This window comes from Parabacteroides sp. ASF519 (assembly GCF_000364265.2).
Lineage (GTDB): Bacteria > Bacteroidota > Bacteroidia > Bacteroidales > Tannerellaceae > Parabacteroides > Parabacteroides goldsteinii.
Genome location: NZ_AQFV02000006.1, coordinates 6,279,471 through 6,299,426, shown reverse-complemented (window position 1 = coordinate 6,299,426; position 19,956 = coordinate 6,279,471). Strand labels below are relative to the sequence as shown.

The 19,956-nt window shown below is 46.1% G+C and carries 15 protein-coding genes, 2 tRNA genes and 3 rRNA genes; 15 read left to right on the top strand and 5 right to left on the bottom strand.

Annotated features, from left to right (window positions below):
• The first annotated feature begins 362 nt into the window (after positions 1 to 362).
• From C825_RS25425 to C825_RS25365, 13 genes are all read left to right on the top strand, one after another.
• Positions 363 to 1,889, top strand: a 16S ribosomal RNA gene (locus tag C825_RS25425).
• 147 nt (positions 1,890 to 2,036) lie between these two features.
• Positions 2,037 to 2,110: transfer RNA gene (locus C825_RS25420), tRNA-Ile, on the top strand.
• 23 nt (positions 2,111 to 2,133) lie between these two features.
• A tRNA-Ala gene (locus C825_RS25415) sits at positions 2,134 to 2,207 on the top strand.
• 131 nt (positions 2,208 to 2,338) lie between these two features.
• Positions 2,339 to 5,217, top strand: a 23S ribosomal RNA gene (locus tag C825_RS25410).
• Between the two features lie 104 nt (positions 5,218 to 5,321).
• Positions 5,322 to 5,432: ribosomal RNA gene (rrf, locus tag C825_RS25405) — 5S ribosomal RNA — on the top strand.
• Together the 16S, 23S and 5S rRNA genes with 2 tRNA genes alongside form the textbook arrangement of a ribosomal RNA operon.
• A 146-nt stretch (positions 5,433 to 5,578) precedes the next feature.
• The gene (locus tag C825_RS25400; protein ID WP_010800623.1) at positions 5,579 to 6,736 is read left to right on the top strand and encodes a sensor histidine kinase; all 1,158 of its coding nucleotides are present in this window, start codon (positions 5,579 to 5,581) and stop codon (positions 6,734 to 6,736) included.
• An 88-nt stretch (positions 6,737 to 6,824) separates the two neighbouring features.
• On the top strand, positions 6,825 to 7,409 hold the full coding sequence (locus C825_RS25395; protein ID WP_009859682.1) for a YceD family protein: 585 nt from the start codon (positions 6,825 to 6,827) through the stop codon (positions 7,407 to 7,409).
• A gap of 12 nt (positions 7,410 to 7,421) precedes the next feature.
• A complete protein-coding gene (gene rpmF / locus C825_RS25390) occupies positions 7,422 to 7,607 on the top strand; it encodes a 50S ribosomal protein L32 (protein ID WP_009859681.1) in 186 nt (61 codons plus the stop codon).
• Positions 7,608 to 7,713: 106 nt separating this feature from the next.
• Positions 7,714 to 8,718: a beta-ketoacyl-ACP synthase III gene (locus tag C825_RS25385; protein WP_010800622.1), complete on the top strand. Its 1,005-nt coding sequence runs from the start codon at positions 7,714 to 7,716 to the stop codon at positions 8,716 to 8,718.
• Positions 8,702 to 9,592, top strand: a complete 891-nt coding sequence (gene era / locus C825_RS25380; protein WP_010800621.1) for a GTPase Era — start codon at positions 8,702 to 8,704, stop codon at positions 9,590 to 9,592. The genes C825_RS25385 and era overlap by 17 nt, the downstream gene beginning before the upstream one ends.
• A gap of 24 nt (positions 9,593 to 9,616) precedes the next feature.
• Entirely contained in the window at positions 9,617 to 10,930 is a 1,314-nt protein-coding gene (der, locus tag C825_RS25375; RefSeq protein WP_009859678.1) for a ribosome biogenesis GTPase Der, read from the top strand.
• A 123-nt stretch (positions 10,931 to 11,053) separates the two neighbouring features.
• Complete coding sequence (locus C825_RS25370; protein WP_009859677.1) at positions 11,054 to 11,284, top strand: hypothetical protein; 231 nt, start codon at positions 11,054 to 11,056, stop codon at positions 11,282 to 11,284.
• A 214-nt stretch (positions 11,285 to 11,498) separates the two neighbouring features.
• A complete protein-coding gene (locus C825_RS25365; RefSeq protein WP_009859675.1) occupies positions 11,499 to 12,422 on the top strand; it encodes a hypothetical protein in 924 nt (307 codons plus the stop codon).
• A 33-nt stretch (positions 12,423 to 12,455) separates the two neighbouring features.
• On the opposite strand, the gene C825_RS25360 is transcribed toward C825_RS25365, so the two are convergent.
• A complete protein-coding gene (locus C825_RS25360; RefSeq protein WP_010800620.1) occupies positions 12,456 to 13,283 on the bottom strand; it encodes a DUF6261 family protein in 828 nt (275 codons plus the stop codon).
• Between the two features lie 119 nt (positions 13,284 to 13,402).
• Between C825_RS25360 and C825_RS25355 the strand changes: the two genes are divergently transcribed.
• The gene (locus C825_RS25355; protein ID WP_010800619.1) at positions 13,403 to 13,702 is read left to right on the top strand and encodes a hypothetical protein; all 300 of its coding nucleotides are present in this window, start codon (positions 13,403 to 13,405) and stop codon (positions 13,700 to 13,702) included.
• A 266-nt stretch (positions 13,703 to 13,968) separates the two neighbouring features.
• Here C825_RS25355 and C825_RS25350 read toward each other — a convergent pair whose 3' ends face one another.
• The 4 genes from C825_RS25350 to C825_RS25335 form a co-directional block, all read right to left on the bottom strand.
• Positions 13,969 to 15,723: a DUF4091 domain-containing protein gene (locus C825_RS25350; protein WP_010800618.1), complete on the bottom strand. Its 1,755-nt coding sequence runs from the start codon at positions 15,721 to 15,723 to the stop codon at positions 13,969 to 13,971.
• Between the two features lie 66 nt (positions 15,724 to 15,789).
• Positions 15,790 to 16,860 (bottom strand): TIGR04133 family radical SAM/SPASM protein, encoded by a 1,071-nt coding sequence (locus C825_RS25345; protein ID WP_010800617.1) that lies wholly within the window; start codon positions 16,858 to 16,860, stop codon positions 15,790 to 15,792.
• Entirely contained in the window at positions 16,860 to 17,342 is a 483-nt protein-coding gene (locus tag C825_RS25340; protein ID WP_010800616.1) for a radical SAM-associated putative lipoprotein, read from the bottom strand. Before C825_RS25340 ends, C825_RS25345 begins: the two co-directional genes overlap by 1 nt.
• 107 nt (positions 17,343 to 17,449) lie before the next feature.
• The gene (locus C825_RS25335) at positions 17,450 to 17,938 is read right to left on the bottom strand and encodes a radical SAM-associated putative lipoprotein (RefSeq protein WP_010800615.1); all 489 of its coding nucleotides are present in this window, start codon (positions 17,936 to 17,938) and stop codon (positions 17,450 to 17,452) included.
• Between the two features lie 121 nt (positions 17,939 to 18,059).
• Between C825_RS25335 and C825_RS25330 the strand changes: the two genes are divergently transcribed.
• Positions 18,060 to 19,907, top strand: a complete 1,848-nt coding sequence (locus C825_RS25330) for an ABC transporter ATP-binding protein (RefSeq protein WP_010800614.1) — start codon at positions 18,060 to 18,062, stop codon at positions 19,905 to 19,907.
• Positions 19,908 to 19,956: the final 49 nt, after the last annotated feature.

The window sequence follows — 19,956 nt, the reverse complement described above, 5'->3', positions numbered from 1 at the left end:
AATGAAAAATAATCGGTAAAAAGTTTGGAGTGTATGTAGTAATCTACTACTTTTGCACCCGCATTCGAGAGAGAGCGGCGCACGAACATGATGAAAGAGGTAACCTGAGGAAAGGGGATGAGGTTAGAGGTTCTAAGCAAAATTCCAACCGCCACAGCGACTCAAAAAAAAACTTTTCAAATTTTCTTCTAAAAAATTTGGTAGTTAAAAAAAAGTCCTTACCTTTGCAGCCGCAATCGAAAAGAAAGCGAAAGTTCTTTGAAAGATTTACATATCAACAAGTAGTACAAGTATTAAAAATTAATACCGTCAATAAACTTGAAATAAATACGAATTCTGAGCATAGAGATATAACAATTTAAACAACGAAGAGTTTGATCCTGGCTCAGGATGAACGCTAGCGACAGGCTTAACACATGCAAGTCGAGGGGCAGCACGATGTAGCAATACATTGGTGGCGACCGGCGCACGGGTGAGTAACGCGTATGCAACCTACCTATCAGAGGGGAATAACCCGGCGAAAGTCGGACTAATACCGCATAAAACAGGGGTTCCACATGGAAATATTTGTTAAAGAATTATCGCTGATAGATGGGCATGCGTTCCATTAGATAGTTGGTGAGGTAACGGCTCACCAAGTCCACGATGGATAGGGGTTCTGAGAGGAAGGTCCCCCACACTGGTACTGAGACACGGACCAGACTCCTACGGGAGGCAGCAGTGAGGAATATTGGTCAATGGGCGAGAGCCTGAACCAGCCAAGTCGCGTGAAGGATGAAGGATCTATGGTTTGTAAACTTCTTTTATATGGGAATAAAGTGAGGAACGTGTTCCTTTTTGTATGTACCATATGAATAAGCATCGGCTAACTCCGTGCCAGCAGCCGCGGTAATACGGAGGATGCGAGCGTTATCCGGATTTATTGGGTTTAAAGGGTGCGTAGGTGGTTAATTAAGTCAGCGGTGAAAGTTTGTGGCTCAACCATAAAATTGCCGTTGAAACTGGTTGACTTGAGTATATTTGAGGTAGGCGGAATGCGTGGTGTAGCGGTGAAATGCATAGATATCACGCAGAACTCCGATTGCGAAGGCAGCTTACTAAACTATAACTGACACTGAAGCACGAAAGCGTGGGGATCAAACAGGATTAGATACCCTGGTAGTCCACGCAGTAAACGATGATTACTAGCTGTTTGCGATACACAGTAAGCGGCACAGCGAAAGCGTTAAGTAATCCACCTGGGGAGTACGCCGGCAACGGTGAAACTCAAAGGAATTGACGGGGGCCCGCACAAGCGGAGGAACATGTGGTTTAATTCGATGATACGCGAGGAACCTTACCCGGGTTTGAACGCATATTGACAGCTCTGGAAACAGAGTCTCTAGTAATAGCAATTTGCGAGGTGCTGCATGGTTGTCGTCAGCTCGTGCCGTGAGGTGTCGGCTTAAGTGCCATAACGAGCGCAACCCTTATCACTAGTTACTAACAGGTCATGCTGAGGACTCTAGTGAGACTGCCAGCGTAAGCTGTGAGGAAGGTGGGGATGACGTCAAATCAGCACGGCCCTTACATCCGGGGCGACACACGTGTTACAATGGTGGGGACAAAGGGCAGCTACCGTGTGAGCGGATGCTAATCTCCAAACCCCATCTCAGTTCGGATCGAAGTCTGCAACCCGACTTCGTGAAGCTGGATTCGCTAGTAATCGCGCATCAGCCATGGCGCGGTGAATACGTTCCCGGGCCTTGTACACACCGCCCGTCAAGCCATGGGAGTTGGGGGTACCTAAAGTCCGTAACCGCAAGGATCGGCCTAGGGTAAAACCGATGACTGGGGCTAAGTCGTAACAAGGTAGCCGTACCGGAAGGTGCGGCTGGAACACCTCCTTTCTGGAGCGCAGAGTTCGTTATCAAGTTGACTCAGAGGTATTAGTTAACTTGTACTACGGTTGAATATGTATAAAATATAGATCTACCGGCAATAAAGTGTCGGCAAGAGAGAAAAATGATGCTGAGGGAAACCAAGGCAAAGTTGACAGTCCTATAGCTCAGTTGGTTAGAGCGCTACACTGATAATGTAGAGGTCGGCAGTTCAACTCTGCCTGGGACTACAGAATCTCTGAGAGAGAATTTTGGGGGATTAGCTCAGCTGGCTAGAGCATCTGCCTTGCACGCAGAGGGTCAACGGTTCGAATCCGTTATTCTCCACAAAAAGTTACCGAGACATCAGAAACGTAAAGTAACGACAAGATCTTTGACATGATGGACAACGTAAAATAAAGTAACAAGAGCAAGCTGAAGATATATCAATCCGATTTACCCCTGTGGTAACCGGAAATAAGAAAGTAAGCAAGGGCAGACGGTGGATGCCTTGGCTCTCGGAGGCGACGAAGGACGTGATAAGCTGCGATAAGCTGGGGGGAGATGCAAATAATCTTTGATCCTCAGATTTCCGAATGGGGCAACCCGGCAGGTTGAAGGCCTGTCATCCCGTAAGGGAGGCGAACGTGGGGAACTGAAACATCTAAGTACCCATAGGAGGAGAAAATAAGAATGATTCCGCAAGTAGTGGCGAGCGAACGCGGAAGAGCCCAAACCGGTATTGTTTAGGCAATACCGGGGTTGTAGGACCACGCTGTGGCAAGAACTTAGGAAAGTGGAACACTTTGGAAAAAGTGATCGTAGAGGGTGAAAATCCCGTACACGACTTTCTAACGAAGCCTAGTGGTATCCTGAGTAGCGCGGAGCACGAGAAATTCTGTGTGAATTAGCGGGGCCCATCCCGTAAGGCTAAATACTCCCGAGAGACCGATAGCGAACCAGTACCGTGAGGGAAAGGTGAAAAGAACCTCGAACAGAGGAGTGAAATAGACCCTGAACCCGTCTGCCTACAAGCGGTCGGAGCAACGTAAGTTGTGACGGCGTGCCTTTTGCATAATGAACCTACGAGTTACTTTCTCCGGCAAGGTTAAGTATTTCAGATACGGAGCCGAAGCGAAAGCGAGTCTGAACAGGGCGACATAGTCGGAGGGAGTAGACGCGAAACCAAGTGATCTACCCATGGTCAGGTTGAAGGTTAGGTAACACTAACTGGAGGACCGAACCGGTAAGCGTTGAAAAGCTTTCGGATGAACTGTGGGTAGGGGTGAAAGGCTAATCAAACTTGGAGATAGCTCGTACTCCCCGAAATGCATTTAGGTGCAGCCTTTATTTAGTATAGCATGAGGTAGAGCGACTGATTGGATGCGAGGGCTTCACCGCCTATCAAGTCCAGATAAACTCCGAATGCGTGCTATATATTGATAAGGAGTGAGGGCGCGGGTGCTAAGGTCCGCGTCCGAGAGGAGAAGAATCCAGACCATCAGCTAAGGTCCCCAAATAACAGTTAAGTTGAACTAACGAAGTCAGACTGCAGAGACAGCTAGGATGTTGGCTTGGAAGCAGCCATTCATTTAAAGAGTGCGTAACAGCTCACTAGTCGAGGAGTTTGGCGTGGATAATACTCGGGCATAAACTGTTTACCGAAGCTATGGATCCAGAGTAATGGATGGTAGGGGAGCATTCCAGTGGCGTTGAAGGTGAGGGATAACCCTTGCTGGAGTAGCTGGAAAAGCAAATGTAGGTATAAGTAACGATAAAGGAAGTGAGAAACTTCCTCGCCGAAAGACTAAGGTTTCCTGATCAACGTTAATCGGATCAGGGTAAGTCGGGACCTAAGGATAAGCCGAACGGCGATTCCGATGGAAGAATGGTTTAATATTCCCATACTACTTTATAGAGCGATGTGGAGACGGAGAAGTGACAGTCCTGCCAACTGACGGAATAGTTGGTTAAAGGGTGTAGACGTTGATCGCGGTAGGCAAATCCGCCGTGAGAGTCGAACCTGAGAGTATGCCGAGTACTTGTACAAGGCAATATGGATGTAAACAGGCTCCCTAGAAAATCCGCTAAGCATATCTATAGAGTACCCGTACCGTAAACGGACACACGTAGTTGGGTTGAGAATACTGAGGCGCTCGAGTGATTCACGGTTAAGGAACTAGGCAAATTGACCCTGTAACTTCGGGATAAAGGGTCCCTGTCAGCGATGGCGGGGCGCAGAGAATAGGTCCAGGCAACTGTTTAACAAAAACACATGGCTGTGCGAAATAGAAATATGAAGTATACAGCCTGACACCTGCCCGGTGCTGGAAGGTTAAGAGGAGAGCTCATCGCAAGAGAAGGTTTGAATTGAAGCCCCAGTAAACGGCGGCCGTAACTATAACGGTCCTAAGGTAGCGAAATTCCTTGTCGGGTAAGTTCCGACCTGCACGAATGGTGTAATGATCTGGACACTGTCTCAACCGTGAGCTCGGTGAAATTGTAGTATCGGTGAAGATGCCGATTACCCGCGATGGGACGAAAAGACCCCGTGAACCTTTACTATAGCTTTACATTGAATTTGGGCAACTAATGTGTAGGATAGGCCGGAGACTGCGAAGCAGGCACGCCAGTGTCGGTGGAGTCGCCGTTGAAATACGGCCCTTTGGTTGTTTGAGTTCTAACTCGTGGAAACGAGGACACTGTATGGTGGGTAGTTTGACTGGGGTGGTCGCCTCCAAAAGAGTAACGGAGGCTTCTAAAGGTACCCTCAGACCGATTGGTAACCGGTCGTAGAGTGTAATGGCATAAGGGTGCTTGACTGGGAGAGATACAACTCGATCAGGTAGGAAACTAGAGCATAGTGATCCGGTGGTTCCGCATGGAAGGGCCATCGCTCAAAGGATAAAAGGTACTCCGGGGATAACAGGCTGATCGCTCCCAAGAGCTCATATCGACGGAGCGGTTTGGCACCTCGATGTCGGCTCGTCACATCCTGGGGCTGGAGAAGGTCCCAAGGGTTGGGCTGTTCGCCCATTAAAGTGGCACGCGAGCTGGGTTCAGAACGTCGTGAGACAGTTCGGTCTCTATCTATCGTGGGCGTAGGAGATTTGAGTGGCTCTGACACTAGTACGAGAGGACCGTGTTGGACAGACCTCTGGTTTACCGGTTGTACCGCCAGGTGCACCGCCGGGTATCTAAGTCTGGATTGGATAAGTGCTGAAAGCATCTAAGTACGAAGCCAGCCTCAAGATAAGATCTCCCTGAGGGTCGTTGTAGACTACGACGTTGATAGGCTACAGGTGTAAGGGCAGTAATGTCGAAGCCGAGTAGTACTAATAGCCCGAGACTTTCTATTTCCGGAAGGAAGGATTGATATATCAGCAGGGTTAGTAGAGATACTAACAAAGCGAAGGTTACTGAAAGAGTAGCGTTGTCTAGGTCAAACATCTTAAAAGGTATTAAGGTGGTTATAGCGTTGGGGATCCACCTCTTCCCATTCCGAACAGAGAAGTTAAGCCCAACCACGTCGATGGTACTGCGTAAAAGTGGGAGAGTAGATAGCCGCCGTTTTAGATAAAAGGAGTTCATTCGATAGAGTGGACTCCTTTTTGCGTTTATAGCTTCTTTTCGTTTTTATTCTTCCTGATTTAACATCTCTCTTATAATAATGTATCTTATTTCCCGTTCTAATATACATTGAGTATGAATTTTAGATTATGAGCAGTATATATGATTCCCGGCAACGGCTGAAATATCTTTTCATTTTAATAGCCACATTGATCGCGATCGTTTCAGTGTTTGTCTCTGATAAGCTTGTAAAGAGTTTAGCGCAGGAAGAACGCCAGAAGGTCGAGATTTGGGCGGAAGCGCAACGTATGATTGCTACCGAAACCAATGGTTCAAATATGGCTCTTATTCTGAAGATTCTGGAGAGTAACACCACAATACCCGTTTTATGGTGTAATGAGAAGGATAGTGTAATTGCAGAGAAGAATATCGACCTTCCGGAAAAGGATTCAGACTTGTTTCTGAAAAATAAAGTACGGGAATTAAAAAGCAAGAACCCTCCTATCCTGATCGATATGCAGGATGGAACCTTCCAGTATTTATACTACGACGATTCTATTATCCTGAAAAGGCTGCTTATCTATCCTTATGCCCAGTTGACAGTCGTTTTCATATTTATCCTGATCGCCTTCCTGGCTCTTGCCAGTACGAAGAAGGCAGAACAGAATAAAGTATGGGTCGGATTATCGAAGGAGACAGCCCATCAGCTAGGAACTCCTATCTCTTCCTTAATCGCCTGGGTGGAATATCTTCGTACAAAAGAAATCGATCCGTCCCTCCTGGGTGAAATGGAAAAAGATGTGAAGCGTTTGGAGATGATTGCGGAACGTTTCTCGAAGATTGGATCAAATCCCGATCCGACACCGGTAAATATCAGCAATTCGATTCGTACGGCCTTAAATTATATGGAAACACGCATTTCTGCCAAGGTGAAGATATATACTCATCTTCCGGATAATCCCGTATTGGTTTTAATGAATGATTCACTGTTTGCCTGGGTTATTGAAAACCTGACAAAAAATGCTGTGGATGCTATGGAAGGCCAGGGTGAAATAACGTTCCAGGTGGAAGAACGTGACAAGACTGTGCGGATAGATATTACGGATTCAGGAAAGGGGATTCCCAAATCAAAATATAAGACTGTCTTCAATCCCGGCTATACGACTAAGAAGCGCGGATGGGGACTCGGGCTATCTCTGGTCAAACGTATCATAGAGTCCTACCATGGCGGCAAGATATTCGTAAAGAACTCGGAGGTCGGAAAAGGCACGACATTTCGTATAGAGCTTCGTAAATATAGAGGCTAAATAATTCAATAATAAAAAATAACTGCATAGGTATTGCATTTGTGTTTAGTTTTTTCGTACCTTTGCAAGGTTTTTACACTAAAAGGCTTTGGGAAAATTTAAATTATATAACGTAGATTTGAAAAATCTCGCTCCAGGAGTGCACGAATTCGAGTATTTACTGGAGAACAAGTTTTTTGTGGACATTGACGGAGACGAAGTCCAGAAGGGCAAAGTCAAGGTTCACCTGACAGTGAAGCGTACGTCAGTGGCTTTTGAAATGAACTTTCAGATTGAAGGTGTAGCGATCGTTCCGTGTGACAGATGTCTGGACGATATGGAGATTCCGGTTGATACACATAATCGCTTGGTAGTGAAATTCGGTAAAGAATATGCCGAAGAGAGCGACGAGGTGGTAGTAATACCAGAAGAGGAAGGTGCGATTAATTTGGCATGGTTCCTTTATGAGTTTATTGCATTGGCAGTACCGATGAAGCATGTACATGCTCCGGGAAAATGTAATAAAGCGATGTCGACGAAGCTGAAGAAGCACACTGCTAAAAGTACAGATGACGGAGATGATGATTACGAAGAAGACGAAGTGGAAGATATATCCATGGATGATGACGTAAGCGGTAATTCTGATCCTCGCTGGGATGCCCTGAAAGGTTTAATAGAGAATGATAACAATTAAATAAATTAAAACATGGCACATCCTAAAAGAAGACAAGGTAAGACAAGAACAGCCAAGAGAAGAACTCATGACAAGGCTGTCGCTCCAACAATGGCTATTTGCCCGAACTGCGGCGCATGGCATATTTATCACACTGTATGCGGCGAATGCGGCTACTACAGAGGTAAATTAGCTATCGTAAAAGAAGCAGCTGTGTAAGTTTGTCACGATCATATTGAGTCTGATAAACGAAAGAAATAGCCCTAAAAATATTTTTAGGGCTAATTTTTTAATTGGGATATAGAGTCTCTTTATTTTTTTAATTATGGATAAATTAAATGCGGTTATAACAGGTGTAGGCGGATACGTTCCGGAAGACGTGTTGACAAATGAGGACATCTCCAAATTGGTCGATACGACTGACGAATGGATCATGACACGTGTTGGCATCAAAGAACGCAGAATTTTGAAAGGTGAAGGGGTAGGTACCTCTTACATGGGTATACGTGCTGTGAAGCAGTTACTCGAAAAAACACAAGTAAATCCGGAAGAGATCGAAGTGATTCTGTCAGCTACAACAACGGCAGACCATCACTTTCCTACCATGTCTTCAATCATCGCCTATCATACCGGCTGTAAGAATGCAATGACTTTCGATTTGCAGGGAGCTTGTGCCGGATTCTTATATGGGTTGGAAACAGGTGCGAATTATATTCGTTCGGGACGCTATAAGAAAGTGATTGTTGTTGCCGGTGATAAGATGACCTCGATTACCGATTATCAGGATCGTTCTACCTGTCCTTTGTTCGGGGATGCCTGCGGTGCGGTTTTACTGGAACCGACTACGGAAGAAGTCGGCGTTCTCGACACGATTCTGCGTACTGACGGTGTAGGCTATTCTCATCTGATTATGAAGTCAGGTGGTTCGGCTTATCCTTCCAGTCATGAGACCGTGGATAAACGGGAACATTTTGTTTTGCAGGATGGCAAATATGTCTTTAAGTATGCTGTTTCGTATATGGCCGATGTGGCTGCCGAAATAGCGGAACGAAATAAACTGACCCACGACGATATTACATGGATCGTGCCTCACCAGGCTAATCTGCGTATTATCGATGCGACGGCTAAACGTCTGGGTGTGGATATGGAGAAGGTAATGATCAATATCCAGAAATATGGTAATACCAGTGCCGGTACTATTCCTATCTGTCTTTGGGAGTGGGAAGACAAGCTGAAGAAAGGGGATAACCTGATTCTGGCAGCATTCGGTGCAGGCTTTACCTGGGGTGCAATTTATCTTAAATGGGGTTATAATGGAAAACAAGCATAAGTCCGGCTTTGTTAATATTGTCGGTAATCCTAATGTGGGGAAGTCCACGCTGATGAACCGTCTGGTGGGGGAACGTATCTCCATCATCACGTCGAAAGCGCAGACTACCCGTCATCGTATCATGGGGATTGTGAATACCGACGATATGCAGATCGTGTATTCAGACACGCCGGGAGTCCTGCATCCGAATTACAAGTTGCAGGAGTCTATGCTGAATTTTTCGGAGTCGGCTTTAGGAGATGCCGACGTGTTGCTCTATGTGACCGATGTCGTTGAGACAATCGATAAAAATGAAGAGTTCCTTCAACGGGTGAAAACGGTGGAATGTCCGGTGCTGCTGCTGATCAACAAGATCGACACGAGCAACCAGGCCGAACTGGAAAAGATGGTAGCCCATTGGAAAGAGGTTCTTCCGAAGGCTGAGATCATTCCGATTTCCGCACTTTCGAACTTTAATATTGATTATGTGAAGCATAGGGTGGAGGATTTGATGCCCGAGTCTCCCCCTTATTTTGAAAAAGACGCGCTTACCGATAAGCCGGCCCGCTTCTTCGTTACGGAGATTATTCGTGAGAAGATACTCCTGTATTATCAGAAGGAGATACCGTATGCGGTGGAAGTCGTTGTTGAGCTGTTTAAGGAAGAAGAAGAAATGATTCACATCAAGGCGCTCATTATTGTGGAACGGGATTCCCAGAAAGGGATTATCATCGGGCATAGGGGACAGGCACTGAAGAAAGTCGGTGCGATGGCCCGTAAGGATATTGAACGCTTCTTTGAGAAGAAGGTATTCCTGGAAATGTTCGTCAAGGTTGAAAAAGACTGGCGTAACCGGGATAACCTGTTGAAGAATTTTGGTTATCAGCTGGATTAAAAACAGCGCACAGAAAAGAAATTTATGGGAAATATTGTAGCAATTGTTGGTAGGCCCAACGTAGGAAAGTCCACCCTGTTCAACCGTCTGACCCAATCGCGTCAGGCCATCGTGAACGAGGAAGCAGGGACTACCCGCGACCGTCAGTACGGTAAAGTGGACTGGACCGGTAAAGAGTTTTCGCTGGTCGACACCGGCGGATGGGTAATTAATTCGGATGATGTTTTCGAAGAAGAGATAAATAAGCAGGTACAGGTCGCTTTGGATGAAGCAGACGTGATCTTGTTTGTGGTGGATGTATTGAATGGTATCACGGACCTGGACATCGAAGTGGCCAAGATACTGCGCCGTAATAAAAAGCCGGTTATCGTGGTGGCAAACAAAGCGGATAACTTTGAGATGCATGCCGAGGCTGCCGAATTCTATTCGTTCGGTTTGGGCGATCCTTTCTGTGTGTCGGCTATCAACGGTTCCAATTCCGGCGACTTGCTGGATAAGATCATCGAGATCCTTCCGGAAGAAAAAAATGAAGAATTGGAAGAAGAGTTGCCCCGTATTGCCGTTATCGGTCGTCCGAATGCCGGAAAATCGTCTTTGATCAATGCGTTTATCGGTGAAGACCGTCATATCGTAACGGATATTGCCGGAACTACCCGCGATTCTATCTATACCAAATACAATAAATTCGGCCTGAATTTCTATCTGGTGGATACAGCCGGTATCCGTAAGAAGGGAAAGGTGAACGAAGACCTGGAATATTATTCGGTGATCCGTTCGATTCGTGCAATTGAGAATTCCGATGTCTGTGTACTGATGGTAGATGCTACCCGCGGTATCGAAAGCCAGGATTTGAATATTTTCTCTTTGGTGCAGAAGAATAAGAAGGGGCTGGTCGTTTGTGTGAACAAATGGGATTTGGTAGAAGATAAAGGCCAGAAGGTGATCGACAGCTATACGAATGCGATCCGCGAACGTCTGGCGCCGTTTACAGATTTCCCTATCCTGTTCATTTCGGCATTGACCAAGCAGCGTATCCTGAAAGTGCTCGAAACAGCCAAAGAAGTATACGACAACCGTAAGAAACGCATCCCGACAGCCAAGCTGAACGAGATCATGTTGCCGATCATCGAGAACTATCCGCCTCCCGCATGGAAAGGAAAGTATATCAAGATCAAATACATCACCCAGCTGCCCGCAGGCTCTGTTCCTTCCTTCGTTTTCTTTGCCAACCTGCCGCAGTGGATCAAAGATCCTTACAAACGTTTCCTGGAAAATAAGATCAGGGAGAACTGGGATTTTACAGGGACACCGATTAATGTATTTATTCGCGAGAAATAAGATAAAAAAAGAGATGCTATAACGGTATCTCTTTTTTTATGGTTATTCCTTTTATCAAATGTCTTTTATTCGGGGAAGAATATCTATCTTTATCGCATTCTAATATAATAAACAGTTTTGACTATGACAAAAATTAATCATTTTTCATCAGATCGTGATTTATCAACTCAGAAAGATAAGTCTTGTGTATGCCGGAATTCCGATAAATGGAATCCGAATGTACCGCTTCAAGTTTCTCAGGAAGAATTTTGGAAACATATCCATGAAATTGAGCAGGGAATGTTTACTTCTTTAGATGAAGGATTCCAAAAATTTGAACAATGGAAAGCGGCGCTCCTAAAAAGCCGGTTGTAGTTAGTGACCGCTTTTGGGAAAGTTATAATTCTGTATACGAACAAGGCCTTGACTTATTTGGATATTATAAATTAGCTTCAATCCGTTTCGTCTGCGTGTCATTTATATGTTTCGGAGAAGTAAAGGCTCCATGCCGTTGAATGATTGAGGATTTACATCTTTAGTGAATTTATATTCGTACTTTTACCCATCGTTAATATTAAACTTTACTGCTATGTTTACATCACATATGACTGAGGACGAACTGCAGGCCGTTGCCTACCGCGACTTTCTGGAGATACGCATGAAAGTGAAGATCGCTTTCGAACAGTTTATAAACCGCCTTCGTTTGCGCAGAGGGGAGAAGAGAGTCCTCCATTCGCTGATTGAAGAAAAAAACGTATTGACCAAATCGAAAAATACCTGGCATGTCGTTTTTATTAATACCAGCTATACCGCTGCAGATGAGTTTATAGCCGGCTGTATCGTTTATATCCCTTTGTACCGGGACAACGCGGTCGATTATCTATTCATTAATAATATGGAAGACTTTGTGCTGGAGAGGCTTTCGGCCCATTTCCTGACACGTTACAAAGAGCGGTATCTCGAATACAACGGGATCAACCTGCGTGGCATACATCCGGCTATATATTATATGATATATAATCAGGACAAAACGCTGACCTATTACCTGCCTGAAAAGTGGACTGAAAAGGAAATGGAAGAGAAAGGCTTCATGATCTCCAAACAGGGTTTGTCGTTGGTTCGGTTCGACAAAAAACTGATTACCTATATCACTTTCCTCGACCAGGAGAACCTGAGCCGTTATAAAGCGATGGTATACGAAGAAGAAGCTTTATGGAAAGACCTGGCAAATACCGAGAACCCGGAGCTTTCATTTGAATTGAAACAGGCGCTGTATATGAAGCATTGTCGTAATCCGGAGAAGACAAAAGCAATCTTGCGAAGGTATCTGCTGCGTATCTGCGGGACGAATCTCACGGAAGAGCAACGGGAAGATTTGTTGGCAAGATTTGATGACGTCATAGAAGAAACGTTGGATATCGAGCAACTCCTGAAGCAGGAGAAGGCCGAAACAAGGCGGCTCCAGATGCCGGATATCAAACTCTATTTGGATCAAATGAAAAAAGGGAAGTAATCACCTCCCTTTTTCGTTTTTTCTCCGATTGACTTATTCGATTTCCGGGCGGTCGCTACTTCCGCCTCCGCCTTCACCTGCCGGGCCGGAACCTTTCTTTCGTTGGTTGAAAGCGGTGACGGTTTCTGAGATCAGCTGGTTCAGGTTGCTGACAAATGTCGTTGCTGCGGCCGACGGCTGGGCTACGCTGAACGACTGTGCCAGCATCACCAGGTCGTCGTACTGGCTGTCGAGACGCTGACGGATTGTTGCGCTGTTGTCCTTTTTATTGGCGGCGCGGCTCTGTGTTCTCGCCGAGGTGAGTGCGATGTAGGCGTTGTTTTCCTTTTCGAGTTCGGCCAGGTAGGCTTCCAGTCCGAGGGTGGTGACGTAGGTCGCGTTTTCGTCCTTCCGCAGGTCGATCAGCAGGCCTTGTATTTTGGCTGTTTCCTGTGCTACCGGCAGGCGGGCGATGCCGATGTACGGTTTGATCACCTTATAGAGAAACTTTCCGGCATCACGTTCGGCTTCGAGCGGCAGGGTACCGGCGCGCGAAATGCGGGTGGTGATGTAGATGACCAGGTTGTCGCGGTTGGCTTCGTGAACGGCGGCCTGCTCCGTTTCCTGTGCGATGCGGCTTTCGTCGACCGTGTCGGCCAGGAGCATGACGTCGTTTTCCATTTTTTGCACAAACTGTGCCGACAGTCCGATATCGGGCGAGCCGTTTGTCCGTACGTCGGTGTCGAGCGACTCGATTTCGGGACGGTCGCCGCCGCCGGTCGGAGCGGGGACGAGGTTCAACACGGAGTTGAGGAAGGCCAGGTATTCGGCGTTGTTGAAAATGGAAAGCGGAATAGTCTTAATTTTTGTGTATGTTCCCATGATTTCGATTTTAAAGGTTGTTAAATGAATGGCAATGTAAGCATTAATTTTCAAAGATAGTGGGAATATGGCTTTTATTTCACATAAAAAGTCTTTTAGGTCTAAAAAATACCGTTCAAATGGTGAAAGTAGACTTTTTAGGCCTAAAAGGTGTGTTTTCACCGTTTAAAGTTGCCTTTTTAGGCCTAAGAAACCGTTTTTCACTGTTTGAAATAGGTCTTTTAGGCCTAAAAGGAGGCTTTTCACTATTTAAAGTTCGTCTTTTAGGCCTCGGAAGGTCACTTTCACTTGTCGGAGCTTTTTTTGTCTTTAGAAAATTGCTTCAAAAGATATTCCACATTGATAAAATGGCGGGTATATTCCGCGTGCATCTTTCTTACAACCGAACTGGCGGATGCCATTTGGGCAAGGAATTGTAAATGTTTTCCCAAGGAAGCATTCATCTCTAACCGTTCTTTCTTTTGGATGGAATCCTGTACGGAATAGACTCCGCAAGCCATTTGTATTTCCAGTATACCTTCGTCCCACGCATGTTGGGTATATTTGTATAATAGTCCGAGGTTTCTTTTCAATTGTTTACCTATGTTCTTGATTCTTGTGTATTGAGAAAAATCTTACTGAAATATAACAAAAAAAGAAGGTATCCTTTTCAGACACCTTCTTTTCTGTATATGTTAGTGCTTTATCAGAACGAATTCAGCACTTTATTCAACTCATTCACCATCTCCGTTGCCGACTTCTGTGTCTCAGCCAGTCCTTCCGGAGTAAACATGGCAACCGTTTTATTCAGCTTATCCAGTTTGCTGCCCTTCAGTTCTTCGCAGAGGATGCGGATTTTTTCAGCGTCCTGGAGGCCTTCTACCAGGCGTTCGAAACGGATACTGCTGCGGGGACCCGGGTAGATACTGTATGTATCGCCGGCTGCCCAGGTGCGGAAACGGGAGTCGCGCAACGGATCTTTTGTCCAGCTGTTGACTGCCCAACGCAGGTAACCGTCGTAACCACCGGCAACGGCGTGCAGGATCGTCCAGGGAGCTTCTGCCGGGTTGGAGAAGGTGAAGGTGTTCGGGAATGCTTCCGAACAACAGGTATAAACCGTGCTGATCTGGCCTTTGCGGTCGCGTTCGGCTTTCACATCTTCCGGAAATTTGTGGCCGTACGGAATACTCAGGTAATACAGGTCGCCTTGTATCTCTTTATGATAGTTACCGGCCAGCGTGATCTTAAATTCCGGGTCAGCCTGCTTGATTACTTTGATAGCCTCTTGCATGGCTTCCAACGGACGTTCGTCCATAGAGATAGCAGTCTTTTCGAACCAACCTTTTGCACGCAGGTGGCGGGAGAAATCTTTCAGGAAACTGCCCCAGTAGTCTGCATAAGCTGCATCGCCCGGTTTGGCTTCGATGAACTGGATGCGGTTGGTGGCCTGGTCGTAATAGTCGAAACTCAATGCCCACGGGATCATGGTGTAGCAGCTGATCAGGTCGTTGATGCCAATATCGTTCATCATGAAATCTACCCATTTGTCGAAAACAGTGTAGTCATATTCCCAACTGCCGTCGAGTTTCTTCATGCGGAACACCATGCTGTCGAAATGATCTTCGGTCTGTCCCGCCCAGGGTTTGTGCATGATGCTGGTGGTGATGGCACGCTGTCCGGCGTTGGCCAGCATCTTCATGATCGGGCGCATGGCATCGAAATGCTCTTTGCTCCAAAGAGGCACATTATAGTAACGGGCCACGGAGTACGGGTTCTGCCACAAGTCCAGATGGAATTTCCAGTCTTTCGGTTCCGGCAAGGTACGGTTCAGTACGTCTATTTCCACCTGTAACTTCATCGGTTGGAAGTTTTCGCCTGAAACGGTCAGTGTTCCTTTATATTTTCCGGGACGTGCGTCGGACGGTACCCATACATTCATCCAGATAGGTTGTGTCGTACGGGCGGCGACGTCGCGCATCTTTACGATATCCAACACGTCGGCAACAACGGAAGAATCCCATTCCGCCTTGTTTTCACGTACACCGCAACCGCCTGTACGTTCTTTGTTCAATTCGTCGGTCATTACGTAACGCACGAAATTGGTGGTGACGTTGGAAGCCGGGATAACGGATGAACCGTTTTTCAATTCGCTGACGGTAATGGTTGCGTCCGATAGGTCGTTGGTTGTCCACAGTACGGCCTGGGCGTTTACGCGTTCTCCTTTCCAGGCTTTCGTCTGCCAGCGGGAAGTTTTTGTAACGGTTGGGATACTGAGTTTCGGATAACGAACGTCCGTGCTCGCCCAGCTGAGTTGGGTAGGCGTTGTTATTTTATTCCATACAGCCTCACTATCGTGTGGCTTGGTGTCGGTCAGTTCGGTGTAATCGGTGATGTTCGATTGCTGTGCGTAACAAACCGGGCCTAGCGTTAGCAGGGCACAGAGAATAAGAGAGTTTTTCATGTATAAATTCTTTTAGAAGTTTATTCGGGGGATAAAGATAGGAAAAAGATGGGATATTGTACGCAATTACTTTATCCGATTATAATGACAGAACAACAGATTGCCGTTATCGTCGTACAGATGCATGCCGTTGCCTTCGCAATAGCGGAACATTTTACAGTCGGCACATTGCCCTTTGCGTGTCCATTCACGGTTGCGGTACGGTTTGAATTCGTTGTTCCAGATGTCGATGAATTTATCTTTGTAGATATTCCCCTGATGGAAATTGGCACGAATGCTCGGACAACCGGAAATGGAACCGTCTGCCAGCACCGAAGCCGTACTGATTCCGGCATTGCACTGGAAAATGGAGTCGCGCACTTCGGCTTCGTAGTTTCCGAGGAACCCTTCGCAACCGTAGCTGGTGTGTATCTTTCCTTCCTGCCGGCAGTAGCGGATGAAGTTGAGCATCCAGGTGAACTGTTCGTTGGTCAGTTGCAGGTCGGTTTCTTCGGCGGCCCGTCCGACGGGGAAGATGGTGAACAGACGCCACCGTTTTACTCCCATTTCCGTCAGGAATTCCTTGAAGAGTTTCAGGTCTTTGAAATTCTTTTGGTTTACGCAAGTCACCACATCCCAGACAATCTCTTTCTCTTCCGCCAGCATGCAGATGGCGTTGACTGCATTCTCGAAACTTTTCGGATGACGGCGCAACCAGTTATGTGCTTCTTCGAAGCCGTCGAGACTGATGGTTGCCGAATGCATGCCGGAGGCCAGCAGCGCGTCCAGCCGTTCGCGTGTCATCAGCAATCCGTTGGAAACGATTCCCCAGGGATATCCCCGGCGGTAAAGTTCCATTCCGCAGGTTTCGATGTCTTTGCGCACCAAAGCCTCTCCTCCGGTAAAAATTACCAATACTTTATTAGGATTGACATGGGGAGTAATATCGTCTATAACTTTCAGAAAATCTTCCACCGGCATATCCTTCATGCCAGCCGATACATGGCAGTCGCTGCCGCAATGACGGCAGGATGCATTGCAACGAAGCGTACATTCCCAAAAGAGTGTGCGTAGTTCGTGTAGCTTGGCCCTGTTTCTTCGGATACTGCGGAAGAGTTCCAGAGCGATGCGTTTACGAAATCCGGGGCGTTTATCCATTATTCTTCCGTGTTAATCTGTTCGTTCATAGTGATTGTAATCTCTTGTTTGGCTTTTCCCTCGTACCAACCGCTGCCATTTTCATAGACGGCGTTTTTAAAGGAAACAAAAGAGGTATCGGCTGCAAACTGACCGCCGTTTTTATCTTTGTCAATATCTGTCGTGATAAGTTTGAATGTTGCCCCGGGGAATTCTCCGGTTTCCCAAAGGAATTCTCCCTTTGCGTCGGTGTAGATGGTATCGCTGGGCATTTGACGGTCGGGAACCGAATCGCTGATGGCGATTTGTATATTGGGGATCGGGTTGTTCTGTCTGTTTACCACTTTCCCTTTGATCTCGTAATTAGCATGTGGGCAGCCGTATTCTTCTACCTGACCTCCCCCATCATCATCCGAATCGGAACAAGAGAAACCTAGTAAGGTGAGTAAACCGGCTAATACCCAGTTCATACTGTTCAAAAAATGAGGATAGAACCTTTTCATATAACTTGCGTTGTTTTGTTATTAACTGATAGATTACATATGATTAAATACAAAAGTACGAAAAATACTGCATCGGCGGTTGTATAAGTCTGGATATTTGTTTTTACTTATTCTTTGTTTTCCACAGCCTGCTTCATTTTGATAGTTACGTTCTTTTGTGCATTACCATAATTCCATTCGCCGTTTCCTCCTGTCAGGTCTTCTTTTTTGAAAGCTACTTCCGTGATTGTTTCTTCAAATGCTCCTCCGTTATCGGTGCCATCGATATCTTTTGTTGTGATTTTGAAAGTGATATCCGTGCCAAAAGTGGTGACAACCGGTCGTGCGACGAACTCTCCGGCACTGTTCGTGATCAGCGTATCCCGATGCGTATATTCTTCATTACCAAAAGGGTCGGGAATAATAACTTGTATGCCGTTGATGGCTTTCCCGTTCTCATCGACTACTTTCCCTTTGATTTCATAATCGGCATAGGGACATCCGTATTCGTCTGCCCCTATTTTGTCGCATGCAGCCAGTGAAAAGCCTAACAGGCTTAATAATCCTGCCAATATTTTATTTGTAAAGGTCAGGAAGAAATGGTTTGTTCTGTTCATATTCATATGGTTTTAATTGTATTTACATCCATATCTAATTGATGCAAACATAAGTCGAAACGTTGCACCGCCTGTTTTTTATGAGTAACTTGCGCGCCAAATCCAATCGAACTAAATAAACATGAAAGATTTCATACGCATATTACGGCGTTTTGTGCCTCCTTATAAGAAGTATATGGTGTCGAACATTGTGTTCAATATTTTATCCGCCATACTGAATCTGTTCTCTTTTGCCCTGATTATTCCGATATTGAATATATTGTTCAAACTGAATGATGATGTTTATTCTTATAAAGCCTGGGTGTTTGATCCCTGGACCTGGGAAAGCTGGAAAGGTACTCCCGAACTGATAAAGAACAATTTCTTCTGGTTTGTCAGCGACCTGATTGAAAAAGAAGGAGGCTCATTTACACTGATCGTTTTAGGTGCTTTCCTTATTATCTCTACGTTCCTGAAAGTGGGTACGATGTACATGGCTTTTTTTACGATGATCCCTATCCGTACAGGGGTTGTACGTGATATCCGTAACCAGATCAACAGGAAAATAACCGAACTGCCCCTGGGATTTTTCTCGGAAGAGCGCAAGGGGGACATCATTGCCCGTGTCTCCGGCGATGTGAACGAGGTGGAGACCTCCATCATGAGTTCCCTTGATATGTTGTTCAAGAATCCGATCCTGATCATTATTTATCTGATCGGTATGATCGTTATCAGTTGGCAGCTGACTGTTTTCGTCCTTGTACTGTTGCCTTTGGCGGGCTATGTGATGGGACAGGTAGGGAAGAAACTGAAACGTAAATCGCTGGAAGGCCAGCAACAATGGGGCGGCTTGATGAGCCAGATCGAAGAGACTTTAGGCGGCTTGCGCATTATCAAAGCATTCAATGCCGAGAAGAAAATACAGGCTCGTTTCGAGAACAGTAATGACCGGTTCCGTCGGACCACCATCCGTATCTATCGCCGGCAGCAGATGGCGCACCCGATGAGTGAGTTTCTGGGAACGGCTACTATCGCCATCGTTCTTTGGTATGGAGGTACGCTTATCCTGAGTAACCATAGCACGATCGATGCCTCTACATTTATTTATTACCTGGTTATCTTTTACAGTATTATTAATCCGGCGAAAGATTTAAGTAAGTCTGTTTATGCCATCCAGAAAGGACTGGCCTCTATGGATCGTATCGATAAGATCTTGAAAGCCGAAAGTAATATCAATGATCCGGCTGATCCTAAGAAGATAGAATTGAATAAGGAAATACGATATAACAATATTTGGTTTAAATACCAGCATGACTGGGTGTTGAAAGGTGTTGACCTGGTAATCCCTAAGGGAAAGACCGTCGCATTGGTTGGCCAGTCCGGTTCCGGTAAAAGTACGCTGGTGGATCTGCTGCCCCGTTTTTATGACGTGGATAAGGGGAGCATTACGATTGACGGAACGGATATCCGCGATGCCTCCCTCTACGATTTGCGCGGCCTGATGGGTAATGTGAATCAGGAAGCCATCCTCTTCAATGATACCTTCTTCAATAATATCTCTTTCGGAGTGGAAGGAGCGACATTGGAACAGGTGAAGGAAGCCGCGCGTATCGCAAATGCGCATGAGTTTATCATGGCGAGCGAAGACGGTTATAATACCAATATCGGTGACCGGGGCGGCAAACTTTCCGGCGGACAGCGTCAGCGTATCAGTATCGCCCGTGCCATCCTGAAAAACCCGCCGATCCTGATCCTCGACGAGGCAACCTCCGCATTGGATACGGAATCGGAACGCCTGGTGCAGGAAGCATTGGAAAACCTGATGCGTAACCGTACTACGATCGTTATTGCCCACCGTCTTTCCACGATTCGTAATGCAGACGAGATCTGTGTGATGCATGAAGGCGAGATCGTTGAACGTGGCCGTCATGAAGAACTGCTGGATTTGAAAGGCTATTATAAGAGGCTGTGTGACATGCAAAGTTTCTGATACCGCTTGAATTATAATTTTATTAATAATACTATGAACTCGATTCGAT